This is a genomic window from Glycomyces sp. NPDC050141, assembly GCF_055586545.1.
In genome coordinates, this window is the sequence record NZ_JBVJHZ010000005.1 from 124,745 (window position 1) to 143,874 (window position 19,130).

A 19,130-nucleotide genomic window follows, 5' to 3' on the forward strand; every position below is an offset into this window, starting at 1 on the left:
TACCGCAGCGGTCGAATAGGTGTAGGTTGTCGGGTACCGTGTCGGCGGGCCGCCCGGCCGAGATCACGCAGTCGAAGACGCAAGCCTGATCTCCACCCGCGGACACTCACCTCCACCGTAAGCTGACGACCGCAGGGATGTGCAGTGGCTACGAGCCTGGAACGCCCAGCAAAGGATCTCCACGGAAGTGGAGGTGCTCCGTACGGACGGACGGGGACGCCGGTGGCTCGTACTCGCGAAACCGGTGACCCGCAGCTCGTCACCAACGGGGTCACCCGGTCCACCTGGCGCCGCCTCGTCCGGGCCTCGAACTGGCACCGGTACTACCAGGCCGCCCTCGTGGGCGCGGACCTGTTCGCCACCCTCCTCGCCACCGTCGTCACGGTGAACCTCACGGCCTCGCCCGACGCCGGGTTCGACACGAACGACCAGCTGCACTTCTTCTACCTCACGGTCTGGCTGCTGCTGCCCCTCGCGTGGCTGCTCGCCCTGTGGGGCACCGGCTCCTACGACCGCCGCTACTTCGGCATGGGCAACGAGGAGTTCAAGCGGGTCATCCGCGCCTCCATGTTCATGCTGGCCCTCGTCTCCTTCGCCGCGCTGACCTTCAAAGCCGACGTCTCGCGCGTCGCGGTCGCGGTGATCCTGCTCGCGGCGGCCGTGCTCGTCTCGGCGTTCCGCTACGGCGCCCGCTACGGCCTGCACCGGATGCGCGCCTCGGGCCGCGGCGTGCAGCGCGTCCTGCTCATCGGCTCCTACCCCGAGGCCCTCGAGGTCTACCGGACGGTGCGCCGCGCCTCCGCCGCCGGGCTCGTCCCCGTGGGCATATACGTGACCGAGGGCGCCTCCTCGGTCCGCAACCTCGACACCCCGGTCCCGGTCTTCGCCGGGACCGATGTCGTGACGTGCGCCGAGCAGCTCGAGGCGGACACGCTCGCGGTCTGCGGCTCGGCCTCGGCCGACGCGTCCGACCTGCGCCGCCTCGCCTGGCAGCTCGAAGGGACCGGCCGCGACCTCGTGGTCGCCCCGCAGCTGACGGACATCGCGGGCCCGCGCGTGCACATCCGCCCCGTCGAGGGCCTGCCGCTCCTGCACGTCGAGGAGCCGAAGATCTCCGGCATCGGCTGGCTGGTCAAGAACGTCCTCGACATCTCCTCCTCCGTGCTCGGCCTCATCCTGCTCTCGCCGCTGTTCCTCGGCGTCGCGATCGCCATCAAGATGGACAGCCCCGGGCCGGTGTTCTTCCGCCAGAACCGGGTCGGCCGCGACGGCGAGACCTTCAGCTGCTGGAAGTTCCGCACCATGTACCTCGACGCCGAGGAGCGCCAGGCCGCGCTCATGATGCACAACGAGACCGACGGCCTCCTGTTCAAGATGAAGGACGACCCCCGCATCACCAACGTCGGCAAGTGGCTGCGCGCCACCTCTATCGACGAGTTCCCGCAGCTGGTCAACGTGGTCCGCGGCGAGATGAGCCTCGTCGGCCCCCGCCCGCTCCCGGCCGAGAACGGCGACTTCCTCGGCGACGTGCGCCGCCGCCTCCTGGTCCGCCCCGGCATCACCGGCCTGTGGCAGGTCTCGGGCCGCTCCGACCTGTCCTGGGACGACGCGGTCCGCCTCGACCTCTACTACGTCGACAACTGGTCGCTCACGACCGACCTTCAGATCCTGTTCCGCACGGTCGCTGTAGTGTTGCGCCGAAAGGGCGCGTACTAGACGGGCACACCGGCGTGCGTTGAGCCAACACTCAGCTTGCGCCCAGGTGAACGCCAGGCCAACCCTGATAATCTTGGATCTTGATGACTACTTACGGAACCGGCAGCCGCATCCTCGTGACAGGCGGCGCGGGCCTGGTGGGCAGCCACCTCGTCGACGCGCTCCTCGCGAAGGGCTGCGATGTGACCGCCGTCGACAACTTCGTCACCGGGACTCGCGAGAACCTGGCGGCGCACCCCAACCTGACCGTCGTCGAGGCCGACGTCACCGAGGGGCTGCCCGTCGGCGACGAGCCCTTCGACGCGGTCCTGCACTTCGCGTGCCCGGCGAGCCCGGTCGACTTCGAGACCATCCCGCTGGAGATCCTCCGCGTCGACTCGATCGGCACGTTCCACGCGCTCGACCGCGCGCTCGCGGACGGCGCCCGCTTCCTCATGGCCTCGACCTCCGAGGTCTACGGCGACCCGCTCGTCCACCCGCAGCCGGAGTCCTACTGGGGCAACGTGAACCCGGTCGGCATCCGCTCCTGCTACGACGAGGCGAAGCGCTTCAGCGAGGCGGCCGTCGCGGCCTACCACCGCCACAAGGGCCTGGACGCGGCGATCGTGCGGATCTTCAACACGTACGGCCCGCGCATGCGCCCCGACGACGGCCGCGTCATCCCGAACTTCATCTCGCAGGCCCTCGCGGGCGAGCCGCTGACGATCTACGGCGACGGCACCCAGACGCGTTCGCTCTGCTACGTCGACGACCTGGTGCGCGGCCTGATCATGCTCCTCGAGTCGGGGGAGTACGGCCCGGTCAACCTCGGCACCGAGTACGAGCTCACCGTTGGGGAGATGGCCGACATCATCCTGCGACTGACCGGCTCGTCCTCGACGATCGAGTACAAGGACCGTCCTTCGGACGACCCGGAGCGCCGCCGCCCCGACCTCACCGCGGCCCGCGAACTGCTCGGCTACGAGCCGCAGGTCCACTATGAGTCGGGTCTCAAGACGACCATCGATTACTTCGCCACCAAGCCGTAAGGTGTTCGGACTCACCGTCACCTTTCAGGATTCTGAAGTACGACTGGGGCTTGCGCGCCCGAGGTCCCTGGCGGCCACCACGTAAGCTGGGATCATGACGCAATATGGCTCCAATTACCGCGGCAGCGCCTCGGTGCCTCCCGCCGGTGGTGGCGGTGCCCGTGTTGCCGCGGAGGCGGCCGGCGGCCCCACCCGCCGGGGCCTCATCGGCTCCGGGATCGGCCTGGTGGCCTCCATCGCGGCGGCCGGGGGCGGCTTCGCCGTCTGGTCCACCGCCAACAGCACCAACGAGGACCTGGACCGCGCGTTCGACCTCGACGCCATCCCCGAGGAGGACCGCCCCGAGCGCCTCAACGAGGCGATGAACCTCCTCGTGATCGGCTCCGACCACCGCGAGGGCAACGACGAGGCCGACGCGCGCTCGGACACGACGATCCTGATGCACGTCAACGAGGACGGCAACGCCGCCTACGGCATCTCGATCCCGCGCGACCTCTACGTCTACATCCCCGAGGACCCCGAGGCGACGGTCTCGGACACGCTCGACAAGTTCAACGCGGCCTACGCGTGGGGCGGCGTGAACCTCACCGTGCGCACCATCGAGAACCTCACCGGCGTGCGCATCGACCACATCATCGAGATCGACTTCAACGGCCTCGTCGCGGTCGTCGATGCGCTCGGCGGCGTCACCATGGACGTCGAGGCCGCGGACGCGGACGGCTACATCACCGACCCGCCCGGCATCGAGTCGATCCACGGCGACCACATGTTCTTCGAGGCCGGTCCGAACAAGCTCTACGGCGACGAGGCCCTGGACTACGTGCGCCAGCGCTACCAGTACAACGAGGGCGACTTCGCCCGCATGCGCCACCAGCAGGAGCTCATCAAGGCCATCATGGACTCCGCACTGAGCGCGGGCGTCCTGACGGACGAGGACAAGCTCACCTCCTTCATCTCGTCCACTTCGGACGCGGTGAAGGTGGACACCGAGTTCAACGCGGTCGCCACGGCCATCAACCTGATGGACATGCGCAGCGACGACCTCATCTTCATGACCACGCCGAACCTCGGCACGGGCGAGCAGGGCGGCCAGTCGGTCGTCGTCTACGCCGACGACCCGGAGGACCCCGCGGCGAGCAACCCCGAGGCCGTGAGCCTCTGGGAGGCCGTGCGGGACGACAAGGTCGCCGAGTGGATCGCGGCGAACCCCGAGGACGAGGAAGAGTAGCCAGACTCGACCGAAGGGCCCGGACGGATGCGTTCGGGCCCTTCGTCGTTCCCTCGCGTTTTCGCGACCGCTGTGGACGGTTGTCATCTGAAGTGGTTGGTGTGCCTAGTGATTCGTTTGAAGCAAATGTGAGCACTGTGGCCCGATGGGGTGATCCCGACGTTCCGCGGTGTGATCAAGGTCGTAGGATATTTTCACCGTTCCTTCGACGAAGAGGCTGCACCGATGGCAGAGAACGCAGACGAGTACGTCCCCGACTTCGACATCTCCAGGCCCTCCATCGCCCGCGTCTACGATGCGACTCTCGGCGGCAAGGACAACTTCGCGGTCGACCGCGAAGGCGCCGCGATGATCGCGAAGTACGTCCCGAAGATCAAAGAGGCCAGCCAGGACAACCGCCTCGGCCTCTCCAAGGGCGTCGAGTACGTCGCGAAGCAGGGGGTCGACCAGTTCCTCGACATCGGCGCGGGCCTGCCGACGATGGAGAACACGCACCAGGTCGCGCAGCGCGTCAACCCGGACGCGAAGGTCTGCTATGTGGACAACGACCCGATCGTGCTCGCGCACGGCCGGGCCCTCCTGGCCGACAACGAGTCCACGACGATCGTGACCGCGGACCTGCGCGACCCGCAGAGCATCCTCAACCACCCCGAGGTCAACAAGTTCATCGACTTCACCCGCCCCGTGGGGCTCATGGTCGTGGGCCTGATGATGCACTTCCACCCCGACGAGGACCCGGGCAGCTGGATCAGGACGCTGCTCGACGCGTGCCCGAGCGGGTCGTACCTGCACATCACCGACTTCGCGAACACCGGCTTCCCCGAGCAGAAGGCGATGGAGACCTCCTGCATCCAGGCGCTCGGCAACGGCTGGATCCGCACGCCCGAGCAGATCACCGCGCACTTCCAGGGCCTGCCGCTGGTGCCCCCGGGCCTGGACTACCCGACTCGCTGGTTCCCCGGCGAGCCCGACCGCGAGGTCCCGGCTGAGGCCGACCTCGAAGAGCACCAGCGCATCATCATGGCCGGCGTGGCCTACAAGGCCTAGCGCCCGAGACTTCGGCGGCGCGTGCCGGCAGGGAAGCGCGCCGCGTCCCCACGTTCGATTGAGGAAGAGGCAGAGCCCATGTCAGACAACGAAGCGTACGTCCCCGACTTCGACATCTCCCGTCCCACGATCGCCCGCGTCTACGACGCGATCCTCGGCGGCAAGGACAACTTCGCGGCCGACCGCGAAGGCGCCGCGGCGTACATGAACCACGTGCCCAACTCCCGCGAGGTCGCGATCGACAACCGCCTCGGCCTGGAGAAGGGCGTCGCCTATATGGCGAAGCACGGGATCGACCAGTTCCTCGACGTCGGCGCGGGCCTGCCGACGATGCGCAACACGCACCAGGTCGCCCAGGAGATCAACCCGGACGCGAAGGTCGTGTACGTCGACAACGACCCGATCGTGCTCGCGCACGGCCGGGCCCTCTTGGCCACCAACGAGTCCACGACGATCGTGACCGCTGACCTGCGCGACCCGCAGAGCATCCTGGACCACCCGGACGTCAGGAAGGTCATCGACTTCGACCGCCCGATCGGCCTGATGGTCGTGGGGCTCTTCATGCACTTCCACGACTCGGAGCACCCTGGCGAGTGGGTCGGGCACCTGCTCGACGCGTGCCCGAGCGGCTCCTACCTGCTGATGACGGACTTCGCCGACACCGGTGAGGAGCAGCAGAAGGCCATCGAGAAAGCCGGCCTCGAAGCGCTCGGCAACGGCTGGGTCCGCAAGCCCGAGAAGATCCTCGCGCACTTCCAGGGCCTGCCGCTCGTCGAGCCGGGCCTGGAGTGGGTGCCGCGCTGGTTCCCGGGCGACCCCGACCACGAGGTCCCGGCCGCCGAGGACCTCGAGCCGTACCACCGGATCATGATGGCCGGTCTGGGCTACAAGGCATAGCGAACGAAATAGGAGGCGCGCGCCGGCCCGGCGCGCGCCTTTGGCGTTCTCACGGCGAAGAAGCCTCACCCGATCGGGTGAAATCGCGAAATCGCTGCAGGAACGTCCAGACCCCGCGGCCGTTACTAGCTGTAACGGTCTTTCAGGATCTGGTGCAGGAAGTCCTGGGTCCGGTGCGGCTGCGTGGCCTGGATGCACAGGTGCTCCATGGCCGCCTGGTAGGCGTCGATCTCGTTGTCGCGCTCGAGGTACAGGCCGCCGGTGAGGTGCTCCAGGTAGATGACGTCGTTGAGTTCCTCGTAGGCGAACCGCAGCCAGGTGAAGGGCGCGCCCGCGCCGGAGTGGGCCCCGGCGGTGAACGGCACGATCTGGACGCGGACGTTCGGCTTGTCGCAGTACTCGATGAGGGCCTTGATCTGCCCGTGCATGACGTTCGCGCCGCCGAAGGGGCGGTGCAGCGCGGCCTCGTCGATGACGGCCCACAGCTCGGGCCGCTTCTCGGTGCGGTCCAGGATCTCCTGGCGCTTGATGCGCACCTCGATGCGCTTGTCGATCTCGGTGAGCGGGGTGTGGCCGTAGCCGAGCATCATGACGGCGCGGGCGTACGCCTCGTGCTGCAGGAGGCCGGGGATGACCTGCACCTCGTAGGTGCGGATCATGGAGGCGGCGCCCTCCATCTCGAGGTAGTTGCTGAACCAGTCGGGCAGGAAGTCGTTGTACCGCTTCCATTTGCTGGGCCGGTTGGCCTCGCGGGCCATCTCGACGACGCGCTTGATCTCGTCTTCGTCGGTGACGCCGTACATGATCATCAGGTCTTCGACGTCGCGCAGGCGGAAGGAGACGCGGCCCAGCTCGATGCGGCTGATCTTGGAGGCGTCGGCGCGGATCTCGTAGGCGGCGTCCTCGCGGGAGATGTCGGCGTCCTGGCGCAGCTGCCGGAGCTTGCCGCCGATCATGAGGCGCAGCGTGGTCGTCCCGCTAGGCAGGTCGTCCGGGTTGAGTTTCGCCATTGCTCACCTCCCTCCGAGATCAAGTCGCAGTGGACGAAAAACTCACCCTGACAGGGTAACCGCTCGGGCGGCCCCGCCAGGGTGAGTGTGCAGCCCTTGGGCTCTCGCCCGGAGGCTGTCTAACCGATCATGTCGTCGAACTCGCCGTCCTTGGCGCCTTCGACGAGCGCCCGGATCTCGGCGACCGTGTAGATCAGCGCCGGGCCCTCGGGGAAACGCGAGTTCCGCACTGCGATCTCCTCCCCACCAGGAAGCGTCGCCAGCTCGACGCAGTTGCCGCCGTTCGGGCCGCTGCGGACGCTCTTGCGCCACTGCAGCGTCGAGGGCAGTTCCGTTGCCAGGATGCCGTTGCGTGCCTTGTCCATTCGAGATCCTTCCACCAGTGGCCGGCGTGTCCGGCCGGATCTTTCGGAAATGTGACCGGCATCAGGGGTCACCGGGAGATTCCGGGCACGGCCCTACCAGAGCGGCCGTGCGGAGGAGTTTTCCGACATCCCCAGCGCAGGTCGGATCAAGTGTCCCACATTACACAGGGTGAGTGCACATGAGGATGCCTGGGCGGATGCACGTGCATCTGCCCGGTGTTGATGCATGTTAAGATTCATGTGAGAATGCACATAGACATGGACGCTCAAAGTGTGCGACCGTGGTCACGGACTCGAAAAGCCGTCAAACCGGCGCTCGTGTGCGCGACGGCGCATCGTCGGCCAATGGGATGCAAATCCCTCGGCCCGGCAATCGCCTTCGCCTCGCGGCGGCCCGCATCGCATAACCGGACACGCCAGTGGTTTTGCAGAACCTGGCCGGAACCCGTTCCGGTGAGGTCCGATCGTCGCCGGAGAGAGGTTGGGTGCCATGGAACGTCTTGAGGCCCAGACGTTGCTGGGGGCGGCCGCGGCAGGAAAGCTGCGCAGCTCGATGTGTCAGCAGGTGATGGCGATCGAGTACGACCGCAGCGGCCACGTCCTCTACCGCTGCGCCCGCTCGTGCGGGAAGCACACCGCGGATGCCGCCCAGGTCCAGGCAGGACTCCTGTGGCACTACCGCGGGAGGAGCCTCGGCGAGCACTACGGGCTCCCCGACGAGGAGATCGTCGACGACATGTTCGCGTCCCTCCAGCTCGCCTGGATTCGCGACGGGGACATCTACACGGCGCGGTTCCGCTAGGGCCGCAGCAAGACGGCGCGGACCCGGCAGGGGAAGCGCGCCCCTGAGACTTTGTTCTGTTTGGTGGGATAGAGCCTCGGGGAGGCCGGTGGGGGCCTCCCCGAGCTCTGCATTCGACTTCAATTTCGCGAACAGTGCTGACACACTGAGAACGGCGGGCGGGACCTCGGGCCCCGCCCGCTTCCGCGTTCTACGACTGGTTGCGCTGCACCAGGTCCAGCAGCTTCGACACGAGCTCGGCGAGCGCCGCGAACGGACTCACCAAGAGCTCCATGGCCTTCAGCTTGCCGCGCAGCCGCGCGGGCGGCTTCGCCTCGGCGACCGACTCCTCCAGATCGTCGACGCACTCGGCGATGGCCTCGTACCCCGGGCCCACCTCCTCGCGCTGCGCATGGAGCGCCGCCCGCAGCTCCCCGACGAGCCGCAGAAGCTCGGCCCGCAACTCCTGATCGACCCCGTCCCCGCCGGTGAACACGTACCCGCGGGCCCCGTCCCCGATGGCCCCCACCGTCGCCGAGGCCCCGGTCCCCACGGCCCCGGTCTGCACGTTCCCCCGGAACACGTACCCGCCCTGCTCTTCATCCTGGTTCATGCTGTGCCCTTTCCTGGTGCCTGTTGGACGGTGCCGGTGCTGTTCGATCCGATGGATGCTGCGGTGACCTGTGCTCCTGCGCCGACGGCGCCGGCGTTCAACTCGCCGTTGTTGATGACGCCGTAGTTGACGACGGCTGTCATGTGATCGTCGAGGGCGCTGGTGTCGATGCGGTGCTCCTGCAGGAACGCCTTGAGCGCCAACAGGGTCTGCTGGTGGAGAATGTTGAGGGCCTGGAAGGCGTCGGAGGTGTCGCGATTCAGATGTTCGCGGTCGTAGCCGAGTTCACGGATACCGACTTGCGCGCCGCAGTCCACCGGCCGCCATCCTCGCAGCGCGGGTCGGGCTTCGAATTGGAGCTTGACGCTGCGGTACACCGCCTTCAGCAGGGCGATCGGAGCCCGAAGCGTCTCGATCGGAGCGACGGCTGCGGCAGAGGCGCCCGACCAGGCCGAGGCCCGCTTGTAGTGCAGACGGCCGTCCCGGAATACGTGGTACTCCTTTCTCGTCGGCGGGAGCACGCACTGGTCGAGGCGCATGTAGAGCGTCTCGCCTTGCAGTGTGAAGTACATGAAAAGGGTGGCGACCTCCTCGTCGTCCTGCGCGGAGACCTGGCACCGCAGGTACCTGCGTACTGGCGCGTCCGGCTGGTCGGCGACGGTCTCCGCAGGACGGTGCCGCCGCGCGCTGTCGGGCAGATCAGCGAATGCGAGGACCGGGGTCGTGATGTACCGGTCGGACACGAAGTACTGGTCGGCGACCTCAAGCGCGAGCACGCCGCGGGTCGCCTCGGTGTCCTCGCTCAGGGACTCGGTGTGCTCTCGGAGACGGCGGTGCAGCTCGGCGACGGTGAACGGCAGTTTCCCCGGTGCTTCGCTGTTCTCGATGCCGGCTTGAGGGCGTAGCGCCATCGAGAACGGCATGCCGCCGAGGCGGCTGCCGTATCCGGGGAACCGGAGTTCGCTGTCGTCGCGTGCTCGGGCGATGACCTCGGCGCGCTGCGCCTTGCCGATGTAGGCGGCCCGCCGCCCGAGGTTCGGTGTCGCGTCGAGGTCCTTCGGTATCCGCGAGAGGCAGTGCACCCGTACCCATTCGAAGAGCGCGCATACGACGCCGACGACCGCCATACAGGCCGCCGTGGGTATCGGCGTCGGCGCCAGGCGAAAGTCGAGCCAGAGGAAGATCAGCAGGCCGACAGCGACCAGCGTGAGTTTCCGCCAGGTGAAGTGCCGGTCGTACCAGGTGGCCTCGTCGTCTTCAGGCTTGGTCCGCGGCGGCGCGGCGATGCGGCGGTCATCGGCGAAGTCGCGAAACTTGAGGCTGATGAGCAGCCATGCGCCGAGGCTCGCGAGCAGTGCGAACCGGTTGACCGCAGGTATCGCGAGCATGGACGCCAGGATCGCGGTGAGTGCCGCGTGCTCGGCGAGGTCGATCGCCTTGGCCCGGCGCGCATGCCGGAGCACGGGGACTGCGTCGGTGCCGGGGTTGGGGGCGACGGCGCGGTCGCGGCGCGCGTACACCTCGGTCAGGACCCTTTCTCGGAAACCGGGGTCGAGGTAGGCGGCGGCGCAAAGGTGGACAGTGGCGTTGCCGGTCTGGTCTCGGTTCGGTTCCGGTCGGCCGAACAGCGCTGGGCGAGCGGAGTTGCCCGGCGGCGCGAGTCCGGCGGTCGTGAGGGTGGTCATGAGTGTCTCCGTGGGGGTGGGGCCCGCATGCCGATGGGGTCTGGCCGGGAACCTGGATTCGATTATTGTTTCTTCTACAAGAAGAAGGATGAGCGTAGCTGGGTTTGCGAGTTTTTGTCAAGTTATCAAGAAGGGGGTTTCGGTGGGGGACATGCCGAAGGCGCGGCGGATGGACCGCCGCGCCTCCCTCTTCTTCGGGTCAGCTGACGGTGATGTTGGAGCTGCCGGTGGACTGGTAGCCCTCGGTCGCCATGATCATGTAGTAGCTGAAGGCGCCGAGGTTCATCCCGACCCGGGCCCAGGCGTCGAAGTGGGCGCCGGTGTCGATCGTGCCGGAGCTGCGGAGGTTCTGGCGGACGCTCCAGTACTGCTGGAAGGTCTTGGTGCCCTCCACGGACGGCGCGTTGTAGCGCGTGGACTGGCCGAGCCAGTAGTTGCTGCCGTTGATGTAGGCCGTGCCGCGGTTCGTGGCGCCGCTGCTGGGGTTGTACGGGCCGTGCGACTCGACGATGTAGTACTCCACCAGCGGGTTGGAGGTCCAGCCGTAGAGCGCCAGGTAGCCGTTGCTGCCGTGGAGCACCCAGCCGTTGTAGTTGACGGTGCGGCGTCCGCCGTTGGCCCAGCCCTTCCCGCCGACCCAGTTGTTGGCGCCGTTCCAGGAGCTGCTGTAGTTGCCGCCCGAGCCGAGGGTCATCGACGCCTTGCCCGGGGTGTCGGTCCAGAACGAGTAGTAGTACCCGTTGTGGGTGCCGGTCGCGTTCTGCGTCAGGGTCTGCGCGTTCGCGATGCCGGGCACGGCGAGCGCCGAGGCGGTGCCGAGCGCGAGGGCCCCGCCGCCGAGCAGCAGGCTGCGGCGGCTGAGCGGGGCGCGGCGGGAGTGGTCTTCAGACATGCGTCCTCCAGATCGCATAGAAGTCTATCGATCTGAGAAGTATGCGTACGGCATCGACGCGCGTCAATAAGTTTCGGTGAACTATCGGAACTTTCTCCGGAAGTTTCAGAACCCGGGCACGGTGCGACCCTCGCAGAGTGAAAGAAAGGTGTCGCTGATCAGGATGGTGCCCCCGGCAGGATTCGAACCTGCGACGCACGGTTTAGGAAACCGACGCTCTATCCCCTGAGCTACGGGGGCGCGAGAGCAGAGTCTAGCCGATCCGCGCGGCGCGGCGCCCGACCGGTAGTTTGGAACCGTGCCTCCCACCCCCTTCTGGCGCCCCGACAAGCTCACCGTCGTAGCCCGGTTCCTCCAGTTCAAACTGCGGCTCCCGGTCATCATCGCCGTCTGCGCCTCCGTGCCCGCCGTCTTCCTCACCCTCGGCGCCGACGGCGAGATGGCCTTGGCGGGCAAGGTGATCGGCTGGGCCGCCGGGATCGTCCTGTGGGCCGAGTCCGTCATCCTCCTCCTCGCCGCCGAACGCAAACGCGAATGGCTCTGGCGCCACAAGTGGATGCTCCTGGTCTGCCTCCTCACCCTCGTCAGCCTCGTCCTCGCCGCCGGAGGCGCCCAGGTCCTGCGCCTCGCCACCCTCGTCGGCTCCATCCGGGTCCTGCGCGCCAAACGCATCTTCAACGCCGCCCAGGTCCTCGGCCGCCGCTTCGGCATCGCGGGCGGCTGGCGCTCCTGGCTCGTCATGGGCATCGGCGGCATCGCGGCCCTCTTCACCGCCCTCGTCCTCGTCGACCCCACCTCCCAGTACCTCGAACTCCTCGACTGGCTCGAAGGCAACCTCCGCCTCATCCCCATCCTCGCCGCCGGGGTCATCCTCGCCGTCGCCACCTGGCTCGTCGTCCGCGTCAGAGAAGACGACGAGGCCGAGTAGCCCCCGCTCCGTCCTTCCTCGACGCACCCGCCCGTTCGAGTAGGCTCGGCGCGTGGATACCGACCTGATCACCTTGACCGGCCTGCGGGTGCACGGTCGCCACGGCGTGTTCGACCACGAGCGCGAAGCCGGGCAGGACTTCATCATCGACGTCTCCCTGCGGACCTCGACGAGCGAAGCCGCCGCCAGCGACGACCTCCGGCACACCGTCCACTACGGCGAGCTCGCCGACACCCTCGCCGACATCGTCGCCGGGGAACCGGTCAACCTCATCGAGACCCTCGCCGAACGCCTCGCTGACGCCTGCCTCGCCATCGACCGCGTCCACTCCGCCGCCGTCACCGTCCACAAGCCGCAGGCACCCATCGCCCAGCACTTCACCGACGTCTCCGTCACCATCGAAAGGCCGAAACGATGACCCGCGTCGTCTTCAGCATGGGCTCCAACCTCGGCGACCGCGAAGCCGCCCTCACCGCCGCCATCGCCGCCGTCCACCCCGACGCCGTCTCCGAGGTATACGAGACCCCGCCCTGGGGCGGCGACGACGAGCAGCCGACGTACTACAACATCGCCGTCATCGCCTCCGACCCCGACCGCACCGCCGACGACTGGCTCGCCCTCGGCCAGCGCCTCGAAGCCGAAGCCGGCCGCGTCCGCGACCCCGAGCGCCCCTACGGCCCGCGCACCCTCGACGTCGACCTCATCGCCGTCACCGGCGACGACGGCGCGCCCGTCCACTCCGACGAGCCGCGCCTCATGCTGCCCCACCCGCTCGCCCATCTGCGGGCGTTCGTGCTGGTCCCGTGGTTCGCGATCGACCGCGACGCCGAGCTTCCCGGCAGGGGCCGAGTGAGGGAGCTGCTACGCGACGAGTCCCTCGCGGCGGACGCGCGCGCACTCCGCAGGCTCCACCCGATATGGTCGAAGCCATCATGAGTAGTGACGACGAGCACGGTCCCCGACCGAGCCTGCGGCCGACAGCGCCGTCCACCCTTGCGGTGGTCGGACTGGCCGGGGCGGCACTGACGCTGCTGCTCGTCGCCCGCTACTACCAGGAGGCCCCCAGCCTCGCCTGGTACAACTCCGCGGTCCTGTTCGCGCTGGCAGTGCTGCTGGCGTGGATGGCGTGGAACACCCGGAAGACATTGCGCCCCAGTCGAAAGCAGGCGCAGACGGCGAACGCGTCCGGCGGTGTGGCAGGTCCGGGGCACGCGCTCCAGATCGCCCGCTCCGCGGTCCTGGCCAAGGCCGCCGCGATCGCCGGTGCCGCGTTCTTCGGCGCCTACCTGGGATTCACCGTGTGGCTCGCCGCCAACTCCGGGCGGCTGACCGCCGCCGCCGACGACCTGCCCTCGGCGGTCCTCGGCACCGTCGCGTGCGCCGCGCTCACCGCGGCAGCGCTCTGGCTCGAACACTCCTGCCGCATTCCCCCGCAGGACGACGAGCGGGAACCCCGTCCCTGACCGACCCCGATTGCTGAACCCATCCCCATATCCCCAATATTCTGCGCGTTTAGAGGTGCGCCCCATGAAGTTTGACTCTTCAAGTCGAAACGATGATTCGACGACGCTGATCAGAACTGACGCAGGGAAGCCGTCGCCTTCGGGCGACGACGAGACCCCGTCCGACCGCATGGCCGTCCACGTCGTGTGGGAGATCGGCCTCCTGCTCCTGGCGGGCGGCGTCCTGTTCGCCCTCACGCAGTCGAGCAGCGGGCCCTTCGCCGAAGGCTCCTGGACCGGCCTCTTCGCGGCCCTGGCACCCGTGACCATGCTGGCCTCCGCCATGGCGATCTCCCTGCGGGTCGGCGCGGTCAACCTGGCCGTCGGCCCCATCAGCCTGCTGGCCGCCTGGATGTTCACCGACGCCTCCGGCTCCGGCTCGGCCATGGCGCTCGGTGTCGGCCTCGGCGTCGCCGCGTTCGTCGGCATCGTCCTGGCGACCCTGACGGCCTGGCTCCGCGCCCCCGGCTGGGCCGCGAGCGGCGCGGTCGGCGGCGCCATCGGCCTGTGGGCCGGTTCCGCCGGCGACCCTTCGGCGTTCATGCTCGCCGAGCTGCCGAATACCGCGGTCCTGGCCGCGCTCGGCGGCGCGGTCGGCGTCTCCCTGTTCCTCGGCCTTGTCGGCGCGTTCTCGGGTGTGCGCACCCGCCTCGCCCCCATCCGCGAGACCCCCGCAGGTGAACGCCACGGCAGAGGCGGGCTCGTCTTCTTCGGCGTGCTCATGTCCTCCACCCTCGCCGGTGCCGCCGGTGTCGTCGCCGCCTGGACGGCCGACCCCGAGACCGGTGCGCTGCCGGACCCGATCCTGCTCACTGTGGTCGCGCTCGGCGCGGCCCTCGTCGGCGGCACGAGCCTCATGGGCCGCCGCGGCGGCGTGTGCGGCACCGTGTTCGCCTCGGCCCTCGTGCTCGGCCTGATGTGGCTCGCCGAAGGACGCGGTTGGTCCTTCGACCCGAGCTGGATCGCCTTGGGCGCCATCGTCGCCGGGTTCCTCGTGACCCGCCTCGTCGAGGTCATGAACGTCGCCGACGAGACCGAGACGGCTTCGACCCGCCGCGCCGGGACCCTCGCCGACCTGCGCGAAGACGACCCGCCAGGCGACCGCGAGCGCGACCCCGACAGCGCCGGCGAGTACGACGAGGACTTCGCGGGCCTGGGCTCCGGCGACCCGTGGACGAACACGGGCGGTTTCCGCACCACCGGCGCCATCCCCAAGCAGACCGCGAACGCCGACCCCTTCGGCGCCTCCGGCGTCTTCGACGACCTGCGCGACTCCCCTCGCGACGGCTACGGCTCGCCGCGCCAGGGCCGCTGACCACAAAGGACTGACGCATGACCTACGTCCCGCCCGAACGCGACGAGACCCGCCAGCTCGAGATCACGCCGCCCCCGGCCATCCCGAGCCAGCCCGACGGCGGCCCCGTCGACCCCTTCGCAGGCCAGACCCCCGCCCCCGTCGAACCCGCCGAGCCGACCGAGCCGCGCGACCGGGTCGCCTTCCAGTTCATCTGGGAAGCGATCCTCCTGCTGCTCACCCTCAACGCGCTCTTCCTGGTCTACCGCCGCCGCGACGACCTCTTCGACGAGGGCCTCATGAACGCCCTCGACACCCACGCCCTGTACCTGACGCCGATCCTCCTGGCGGCCTTGGCCATCGGCATGTCCCTGCGCCTCGGTGCGGTGAACCTGGCCGTGCCCGCCATGGCTCTCGCGGTGGCCGTCGCCGTCCCGGTTGAAGCGAACGTGTGGCTCTACATGGGCTACGTCGCGGGCGCGGCGGCCGTCGCCGGACTCCTCTACGTCCTGCTCGTCGCCGCCTTCCGCGTCCCGGCCTGGTTCGCAGGGCTCGTGGTCGGCGCGGCGGTCCTCGCGGCCGTCCCCGTGACCGAGCACCTCGCCGACCCCGGCAACCTCACCCTGCCCGGCCCGCCGAACGGCCTCTATCTGCTGGGCGGCGCGGCGGCGCTGGCGATCGCGGGCGGCCTCTGGGGCCTCTTCAACGGGCTGCGCGACGGCTTCAGCGCGGTCAAGCGCCTCGCCGACGGCGAGGGCGAGCGCTCCGCTTCGGCCGTGTTCCTGCTACTGGGCGGCACGGTCCTGTCGATGCTCCTGGCCGCGGCCTCGGGTTTCGTGACGTACATGTACGACATCGGCTTCACCGAAGCCGAGACGGCCGTGAGCTTCGGCCCGTACGGCACCTACCCGACCGACGTGTCGCTGCAGCTCCTGGCCTTCGCGATCGCGCTCCTGGCCGGGACGAGCCTGTGGGGCCGCCGCGGCGGCGTGTTCGGCATCGTCTTCGCCACGGTCGCCGTGTGGGCGGGCCTGGTCCTGTGGGGCCAGATCGTCGCCGACGCGGGCCCGGAGTCCTGGCAGGCCGCCTACTCGTACGCGATCGACGCGGGCGTTCTCCTTGTCGCCCTGTTCATCTCCTTCGCCCTCGACCGCCTGGGCCGCCCCAAGGAGCAGCCCGCGCCCGACAACGGCATCTACACCCAGGAGATGATCCCCTTCGAACCGACCACTGGCACCCCCGAAGGCACCGGCCTCTTCGAACCCACCCTCCCGGACGCGACAGTCCCGCAACGCTAAAGCCATCAAGCTAAAAACGGCCGACCGCCTGAGAAGGCGGTCGGCCGCTGTGCGTTCAGCGGCTTACAGGGAATGTTGGGTCGAACTCAAACCGGGCAGCGACAAAGGGGTGTTCTCCTTTGGAGGTGTGCAGTGCGGCAGGCGGGCAGCGCGCTGGCCCGGGCCGGCGCGAAGCGCCATCTCGGAAATGGTTTGTATTGCGCCCCAGGTGGTTTCGGGCGGGATATTGATGCTCCTCAATGGAGAATTCACCCTATTGGGTGATGACGCCACTACGGCTCGTATGTCATGATTGAGATACGAACAAGGATGTGAAAACAGGCAGATCATTCGAGAACATGGAAGGAGGCGAGACCAATGGCCGCAAACAACACCACCCCGGTCCCCCTCGCTTCCACCGACCGCCACTCCAAGGCTGCAGCTATCCGCTCGGCTCTGGATGACGCCGCCGCATTGATCAACGCCCAGCACGCGGCAGTGCTCGCCTCAGTGATCGAGATGAAGGAAGCAGGGCTCCACCGCTCGGAGTTCGGGTTCTCCGCCCTGCGGGATCTGCTGGTCTCCCAATTCGACTTCCACAACCGGACCGCCGCTGACATCGCGGCGATCGCCCGACTGTCGGGGAAGTTCCGTCTCCTGGCAAGAGCGGCAACGACAGGGGCAGCAAGGATCGACCAGGTCGCCCACGCCGTCCGCCAGCTCGATCTCACTCCGGCGATGCGCCTGTTCGCCCGCACCCCCTTCCGCGCTCCGGTCCCCTCCCCCTTCGACCCCCAGGTCTTGTGTGCGACTCCTGAGGCGATGGTCGCCCAGTACTGCCAGCACGCTTCGTTCAAGGAGCTGCGCCGCCACCTCGACGAGTTGTGGGCCTCGATCGCCGAAGAAGTCGAACTCCTCGACGAGTTGGGTGAGCAGTCCCTGCAGCGCCTGGAACTGACACCCCAGGCCAACGGCATGTGGGCGCTCGAAGGCACCCTCTCAGATGCGACCGGGCGCCTCCTCGACAAGTACCTCCAGACGGCCTGCCCGCCACCACGCCAAGAAGACACCGAAGACGAGGGCCTGCTGCCCGCGCAGGCGAACCGGCACGCTGAAGCCTTCCACCAGCTCCTGGCTGGCTATGGGTCGTCCCCGCAGGCGGCGACCCGGCACGGGCACACCGCGACCCTCGACCTGGTGGTCGATATCGAGACTCTGCAGGGCAAGGACACCGGGCGTCTCCCGCTCCTGGAAGGGCAGCCGATCTCGGTAGCCCGCGCCCGTCTCCTGGCCTGCGAAGCGGGGGTCATCCCCTCGGTCTTCAACTACGCCACCGGTGAAGCGGTCGAACTGGGTCGGGCGATGCGGCTCCCGAACACGTCGCTGCGCAGGAAGCTGGAGCTTGAGCAACCGGAAGGTTGCGCCTGGCAGGGTTGTGAGCGGCCGGTCGCTTGGACCGAGGCCCACCACATCCAGCACTGGGCCGACGGCGGCCCCACGGTCGCCGAGAACCTGATCCTGCTGTGCCGGTTCCACCACAGCCGCATACACACTGCTGGCTGGTCGGTCGAGAAGACCGGCCCCGGCCAGGCGATCATCACCCATCACGACGGCCACGAAGCCTTGAGCGGCAGTGATAGTCACGGCTGCGGCTGCTCCGACTGGCGCACCGACACTGACATGGACGCCGAGCACCAGGGCACCGAATGGGATGTGTTCCCGACCGGGCTGTACCGGTCGGAATGGTCCGAGACCATGAAACCCGAACTCGACGGCATGGCCGAAGCCATCGACCGCGACAAGGCGATCAGAGCGATGCGGGCCGCGAAAGCCCGATGCCGAGCAAGGTTCACAACACCGGTCACCGCCCCAGGGACAGCACCGGGGCCAGTGCCGATACCGGTGCCGGTCTTAGGCTGCCCCAGCGGGCGACTGCTGGGGGGAAGCGCCGCAACACCACACGATGCAGCGCAGCTCGAACCCCGAGAGGGTTCGAGCCCCTCGGCATGTCCAAGACCGGCAGGTCCTGCCCGAAGCTCGAAACCGACCCCGCCCGATACCCTCCTGTCGCTGCCCGCCCGAACCGCAGGCGAACAAGACCAGGAAGCCGAAGCACCCAGCCCCGGGCCTCGGCTACCTCGTTGTCGCTGCCCGGTTGAACCCGGAACCGAACGACCCAGAGTCGAAGCGAGACCCGCGCGAAGCCTCATTGCATGTCAGGAGCCGAGCGAGCTATCGCGGGAGGTCCCAGCGCGGCGGCAGGATCGTCGGGGTCCAGGAAGGGTCGGGCTTGAAATCGGTGAAGGTCCCGTCGAAGGGGAATACTCCGGCCTCGGCAAGCGCGATGACGCGTTCGCCTTCGGCTCGAATCTCGGCCGCTTCTTCGTCGGTCCAGTATTCGGGGTGGCCGATGCGCTCGGCGAACTCGTCTTCGTCCTTCCAGTTCCAGGTCCGGTCCGGCTCGACCCAGATGTCGAGATCGAGGTCGGTCGTGTCGAAGCCGCCCGACCACCGAACGGAGGGAGTCTCCAGGTTGACGTACCAGCCGAAGAACTCGCAGTCGGCGTTGAAGAACCACCAGACCGAGTAAGCCGAGTCGGGCGGTGTCAGCCAGAGGACATTGGTGCCGCTCCATCGATTCGGGGACAGCATCGTCGGCGTGGCCTCGAGTTCAGCAAGCGAGAACTTGCGGACCAGGTCACCGGCGAGGGTGGTACGCCACATGACCTCAGAACCCAGGGCGGTCCAGATCAACACGCCGCGTTCATCATCGGCGACGACTCGAGCCGAGGAAACTGCCCGAATACGGCCGTCGCTGTGGACATCTCGACGTATTACGGTCTGACCGACCTCAAAGCTCATGGTGC

The 19,130-nt window shown here is 68.2% G+C and carries 18 protein-coding genes, 1 tRNA gene and 1 pseudogene; 13 read left to right on the forward strand and 7 right to left on the reverse strand.

Annotated elements, in window-relative coordinates; genetic code table 11:
• The first annotated feature begins 222 nt into the window (after positions 1-222).
• The 5 genes from ACZ60M_RS04990 to ACZ60M_RS05010 all read left to right on the forward strand — a co-directional run bounded on the left by ACZ60M_RS04990 (position 223) and on the right by ACZ60M_RS05010 (position 5,916).
• The gene (locus ACZ60M_RS04990) at positions 223-1,716 is read left to right on the forward strand and encodes a sugar transferase (protein WP_465414806.1); all 1,494 of its coding nucleotides are present in this window, start codon (positions 223-225) and stop codon (positions 1,714-1,716) included.
• A gap of 83 nt (positions 1,717-1,799) precedes the next feature.
• Positions 1,800-2,744 (forward strand): UDP-glucuronic acid decarboxylase family protein, encoded by a 945-nt coding sequence (locus ACZ60M_RS04995; protein WP_465414808.1) that lies wholly within the window; start codon positions 1,800-1,802, stop codon positions 2,742-2,744.
• Positions 2,745-2,838: 94 nt separating this feature from the next.
• Positions 2,839-3,972 (forward strand): LCP family protein, encoded by a 1,134-nt coding sequence (locus ACZ60M_RS05000; protein ID WP_465414810.1) that lies wholly within the window; start codon positions 2,839-2,841, stop codon positions 3,970-3,972.
• Between the two features lie 225 nt (positions 3,973-4,197).
• Positions 4,198-5,019, forward strand: coding sequence for an SAM-dependent methyltransferase (locus ACZ60M_RS05005; protein ID WP_465414812.1), 822 nt, complete (start codon positions 4,198-4,200; stop codon positions 5,017-5,019).
• Positions 5,020-5,097: 78 nt separating this feature from the next.
• On the forward strand, positions 5,098-5,916 hold the full coding sequence (locus ACZ60M_RS05010) for an SAM-dependent methyltransferase (RefSeq protein WP_465414814.1): 819 nt from the start codon (positions 5,098-5,100) through the stop codon (positions 5,914-5,916).
• Between the two features lie 125 nt (positions 5,917-6,041).
• Here the strand turns inward: ACZ60M_RS05010 and ACZ60M_RS05015 are convergent, their stop codons facing one another.
• Together ACZ60M_RS05015 and ACZ60M_RS05020 are read right to left on the reverse strand one after the other, a co-directional pair.
• Positions 6,042-6,926: a helix-turn-helix domain-containing protein gene (locus ACZ60M_RS05015; protein ID WP_465414816.1), complete on the reverse strand. Its 885-nt coding sequence runs from the start codon at positions 6,924-6,926 to the stop codon at positions 6,042-6,044.
• 119 nt (positions 6,927-7,045) lie between these two features.
• Positions 7,046-7,291 (reverse strand): DUF397 domain-containing protein, encoded by a 246-nt coding sequence (locus tag ACZ60M_RS05020; RefSeq protein ID WP_465414818.1) that lies wholly within the window; start codon positions 7,289-7,291, stop codon positions 7,046-7,048.
• Between the two features lie 490 nt (positions 7,292-7,781).
• Between ACZ60M_RS05020 and ACZ60M_RS05025 the strand changes: the two genes are divergently transcribed.
• Entirely contained in the window at positions 7,782-8,093 is a 312-nt protein-coding gene (locus tag ACZ60M_RS05025; protein ID WP_205325899.1) for a hypothetical protein, read from the forward strand.
• A gap of 190 nt (positions 8,094-8,283) precedes the next feature.
• Here the strand turns inward: ACZ60M_RS05025 and ACZ60M_RS05030 are convergent, their stop codons facing one another.
• The 4 genes from ACZ60M_RS05030 to ACZ60M_RS05045 all read right to left on the reverse strand — a co-directional run bounded on the left by ACZ60M_RS05030 (position 8,284) and on the right by ACZ60M_RS05045 (position 11,502).
• Positions 8,284-8,685, reverse strand: a complete 402-nt coding sequence (locus ACZ60M_RS05030) for a hypothetical protein (protein ID WP_465414820.1) — start codon at positions 8,683-8,685, stop codon at positions 8,284-8,286.
• Entirely contained in the window at positions 8,682-10,370 is a 1,689-nt protein-coding gene (locus tag ACZ60M_RS05035; protein WP_465414822.1) for a hypothetical protein, read from the reverse strand. The genes ACZ60M_RS05030 and ACZ60M_RS05035 overlap by 4 nt, the downstream gene beginning before the upstream one ends.
• Before the next feature lie 199 nt (positions 10,371-10,569).
• Positions 10,570-11,262, reverse strand: a complete 693-nt coding sequence (locus ACZ60M_RS05040; protein ID WP_465414824.1) for a glycoside hydrolase family 11 protein — start codon at positions 11,260-11,262, stop codon at positions 10,570-10,572.
• 164 nt (positions 11,263-11,426) lie between these two features.
• Positions 11,427-11,502: transfer RNA gene (locus ACZ60M_RS05045), tRNA-Arg, on the reverse strand.
• Between the two features lie 58 nt (positions 11,503-11,560).
• Here ACZ60M_RS05045 and ACZ60M_RS05050 point away from each other — a divergent pair.
• The 7 genes and pseudogenes from ACZ60M_RS05050 to ACZ60M_RS05080 all read left to right on the forward strand — a co-directional run.
• Complete coding sequence (locus ACZ60M_RS05050) at positions 11,561-12,190, forward strand: hypothetical protein (RefSeq protein WP_465414826.1); 630 nt, start codon at positions 11,561-11,563, stop codon at positions 12,188-12,190.
• Between the two features lie 52 nt (positions 12,191-12,242).
• Positions 12,243-12,608 (forward strand): dihydroneopterin aldolase, encoded by a 366-nt coding sequence (gene folB / locus ACZ60M_RS05055; protein ID WP_465414828.1) that lies wholly within the window; start codon positions 12,243-12,245, stop codon positions 12,606-12,608.
• Positions 12,605-13,126: a 2-amino-4-hydroxy-6-hydroxymethyldihydropteridine diphosphokinase gene (folK, locus tag ACZ60M_RS05060; RefSeq protein WP_465414830.1), complete on the forward strand. Its 522-nt coding sequence runs from the start codon at positions 12,605-12,607 to the stop codon at positions 13,124-13,126. The genes folB and folK overlap by 4 nt, the downstream gene beginning before the upstream one ends.
• A complete protein-coding gene (locus ACZ60M_RS05065) occupies positions 13,123-13,653 on the forward strand; it encodes a DUF3180 domain-containing protein (RefSeq protein ID WP_465414832.1) in 531 nt (176 codons plus the stop codon). Before folK ends, ACZ60M_RS05065 begins: the two co-directional genes overlap by 4 nt.
• A 64-nt stretch (positions 13,654-13,717) precedes the next feature.
• Complete coding sequence (locus tag ACZ60M_RS05070) at positions 13,718-15,007, forward strand: hypothetical protein (protein ID WP_465414834.1); 1,290 nt, start codon at positions 13,718-13,720, stop codon at positions 15,005-15,007.
• A 17-nt stretch (positions 15,008-15,024) separates the two neighbouring features.
• Positions 15,025-16,284: a hypothetical protein gene (locus ACZ60M_RS05075; protein WP_465414836.1), complete on the forward strand. Its 1,260-nt coding sequence runs from the start codon at positions 15,025-15,027 to the stop codon at positions 16,282-16,284.
• An 801-nt stretch (positions 16,285-17,085) separates the two neighbouring features.
• Positions 17,086-17,802: pseudogene (locus ACZ60M_RS05080) on the forward strand (HNH endonuclease signature motif containing protein); the annotation flags it as partial.
• 693 nt (positions 17,803-18,495) lie between these two features.
• Here the strand turns inward: ACZ60M_RS05080 and ACZ60M_RS05085 are convergent.
• The gene (locus ACZ60M_RS05085; protein ID WP_465414929.1) at positions 18,496-19,125 is read right to left on the reverse strand and encodes a ribonuclease FAU-1 family protein; all 630 of its coding nucleotides are present in this window, start codon (positions 19,123-19,125) and stop codon (positions 18,496-18,498) included.
• Positions 19,126-19,130: the final 5 nt, after the last annotated feature.

What these genes read in the sequence shown, in the direction of transcription:
- ACZ60M_RS04995 (WP_465414808.1), top strand. Translation starts at nt 1,800, where the DNA reads ATGACTACTTACGGAACCGGCAGCCGCATCCTCGTGACAGGCGGCGCG.
- ACZ60M_RS05000 (WP_465414810.1), top strand. Translation starts at nt 2,839, where the DNA reads ATGACGCAATATGGCTCCAATTACCGCGGCAGCGCCTCGGTGCCTCCC.
- ACZ60M_RS05005 (WP_465414812.1), top strand. Translation starts at nt 4,198, where the DNA reads ATGGCAGAGAACGCAGACGAGTACGTCCCCGACTTCGACATCTCCAGG.
- ACZ60M_RS05010 (WP_465414814.1), top strand. Translation starts at nt 5,098, where the DNA reads ATGTCAGACAACGAAGCGTACGTCCCCGACTTCGACATCTCCCGTCCC.
- ACZ60M_RS05015 (WP_465414816.1), bottom strand. Translation starts at nt 6,926, where the DNA reads ATGGCGAAACTCAACCCGGACGACCTGCCTAGCGGGACGACCACGCTG.
- ACZ60M_RS05020 (WP_465414818.1), bottom strand. Translation starts at nt 7,291, where the DNA reads ATGGACAAGGCACGCAACGGCATCCTGGCAACGGAACTGCCCTCGACG.
- ACZ60M_RS05025 (WP_205325899.1), top strand. Translation starts at nt 7,782, where the DNA reads ATGGAACGTCTTGAGGCCCAGACGTTGCTGGGGGCGGCCGCGGCAGGA.
- ACZ60M_RS05030 (WP_465414820.1), bottom strand. Translation starts at nt 8,685, where the DNA reads ATGAACCAGGATGAAGAGCAGGGCGGGTACGTGTTCCGGGGGAACGTG.
- ACZ60M_RS05035 (WP_465414822.1), bottom strand. Translation starts at nt 10,370, where the DNA reads ATGACCACCCTCACGACCGCCGGACTCGCGCCGCCGGGCAACTCCGCT.
- ACZ60M_RS05040 (WP_465414824.1), bottom strand. Translation starts at nt 11,262, where the DNA reads ATGTCTGAAGACCACTCCCGCCGCGCCCCGCTCAGCCGCCGCAGCCTG.
- folK (WP_465414830.1), top strand. Translation starts at nt 12,605, where the DNA reads ATGACCCGCGTCGTCTTCAGCATGGGCTCCAACCTCGGCGACCGCGAA.
- ACZ60M_RS05065 (WP_465414832.1), top strand. Translation starts at nt 13,123, where the DNA reads ATGAGTAGTGACGACGAGCACGGTCCCCGACCGAGCCTGCGGCCGACA.
- ACZ60M_RS05070 (WP_465414834.1), top strand. Translation starts at nt 13,718, where the DNA reads ATGAAGTTTGACTCTTCAAGTCGAAACGATGATTCGACGACGCTGATC.
- ACZ60M_RS05075 (WP_465414836.1), top strand. Translation starts at nt 15,025, where the DNA reads ATGACCTACGTCCCGCCCGAACGCGACGAGACCCGCCAGCTCGAGATC.
- ACZ60M_RS05085 (WP_465414929.1), bottom strand. Translation starts at nt 19,125, where the DNA reads ATGAGCTTTGAGGTCGGTCAGACCGTAATACGTCGAGATGTCCACAGC.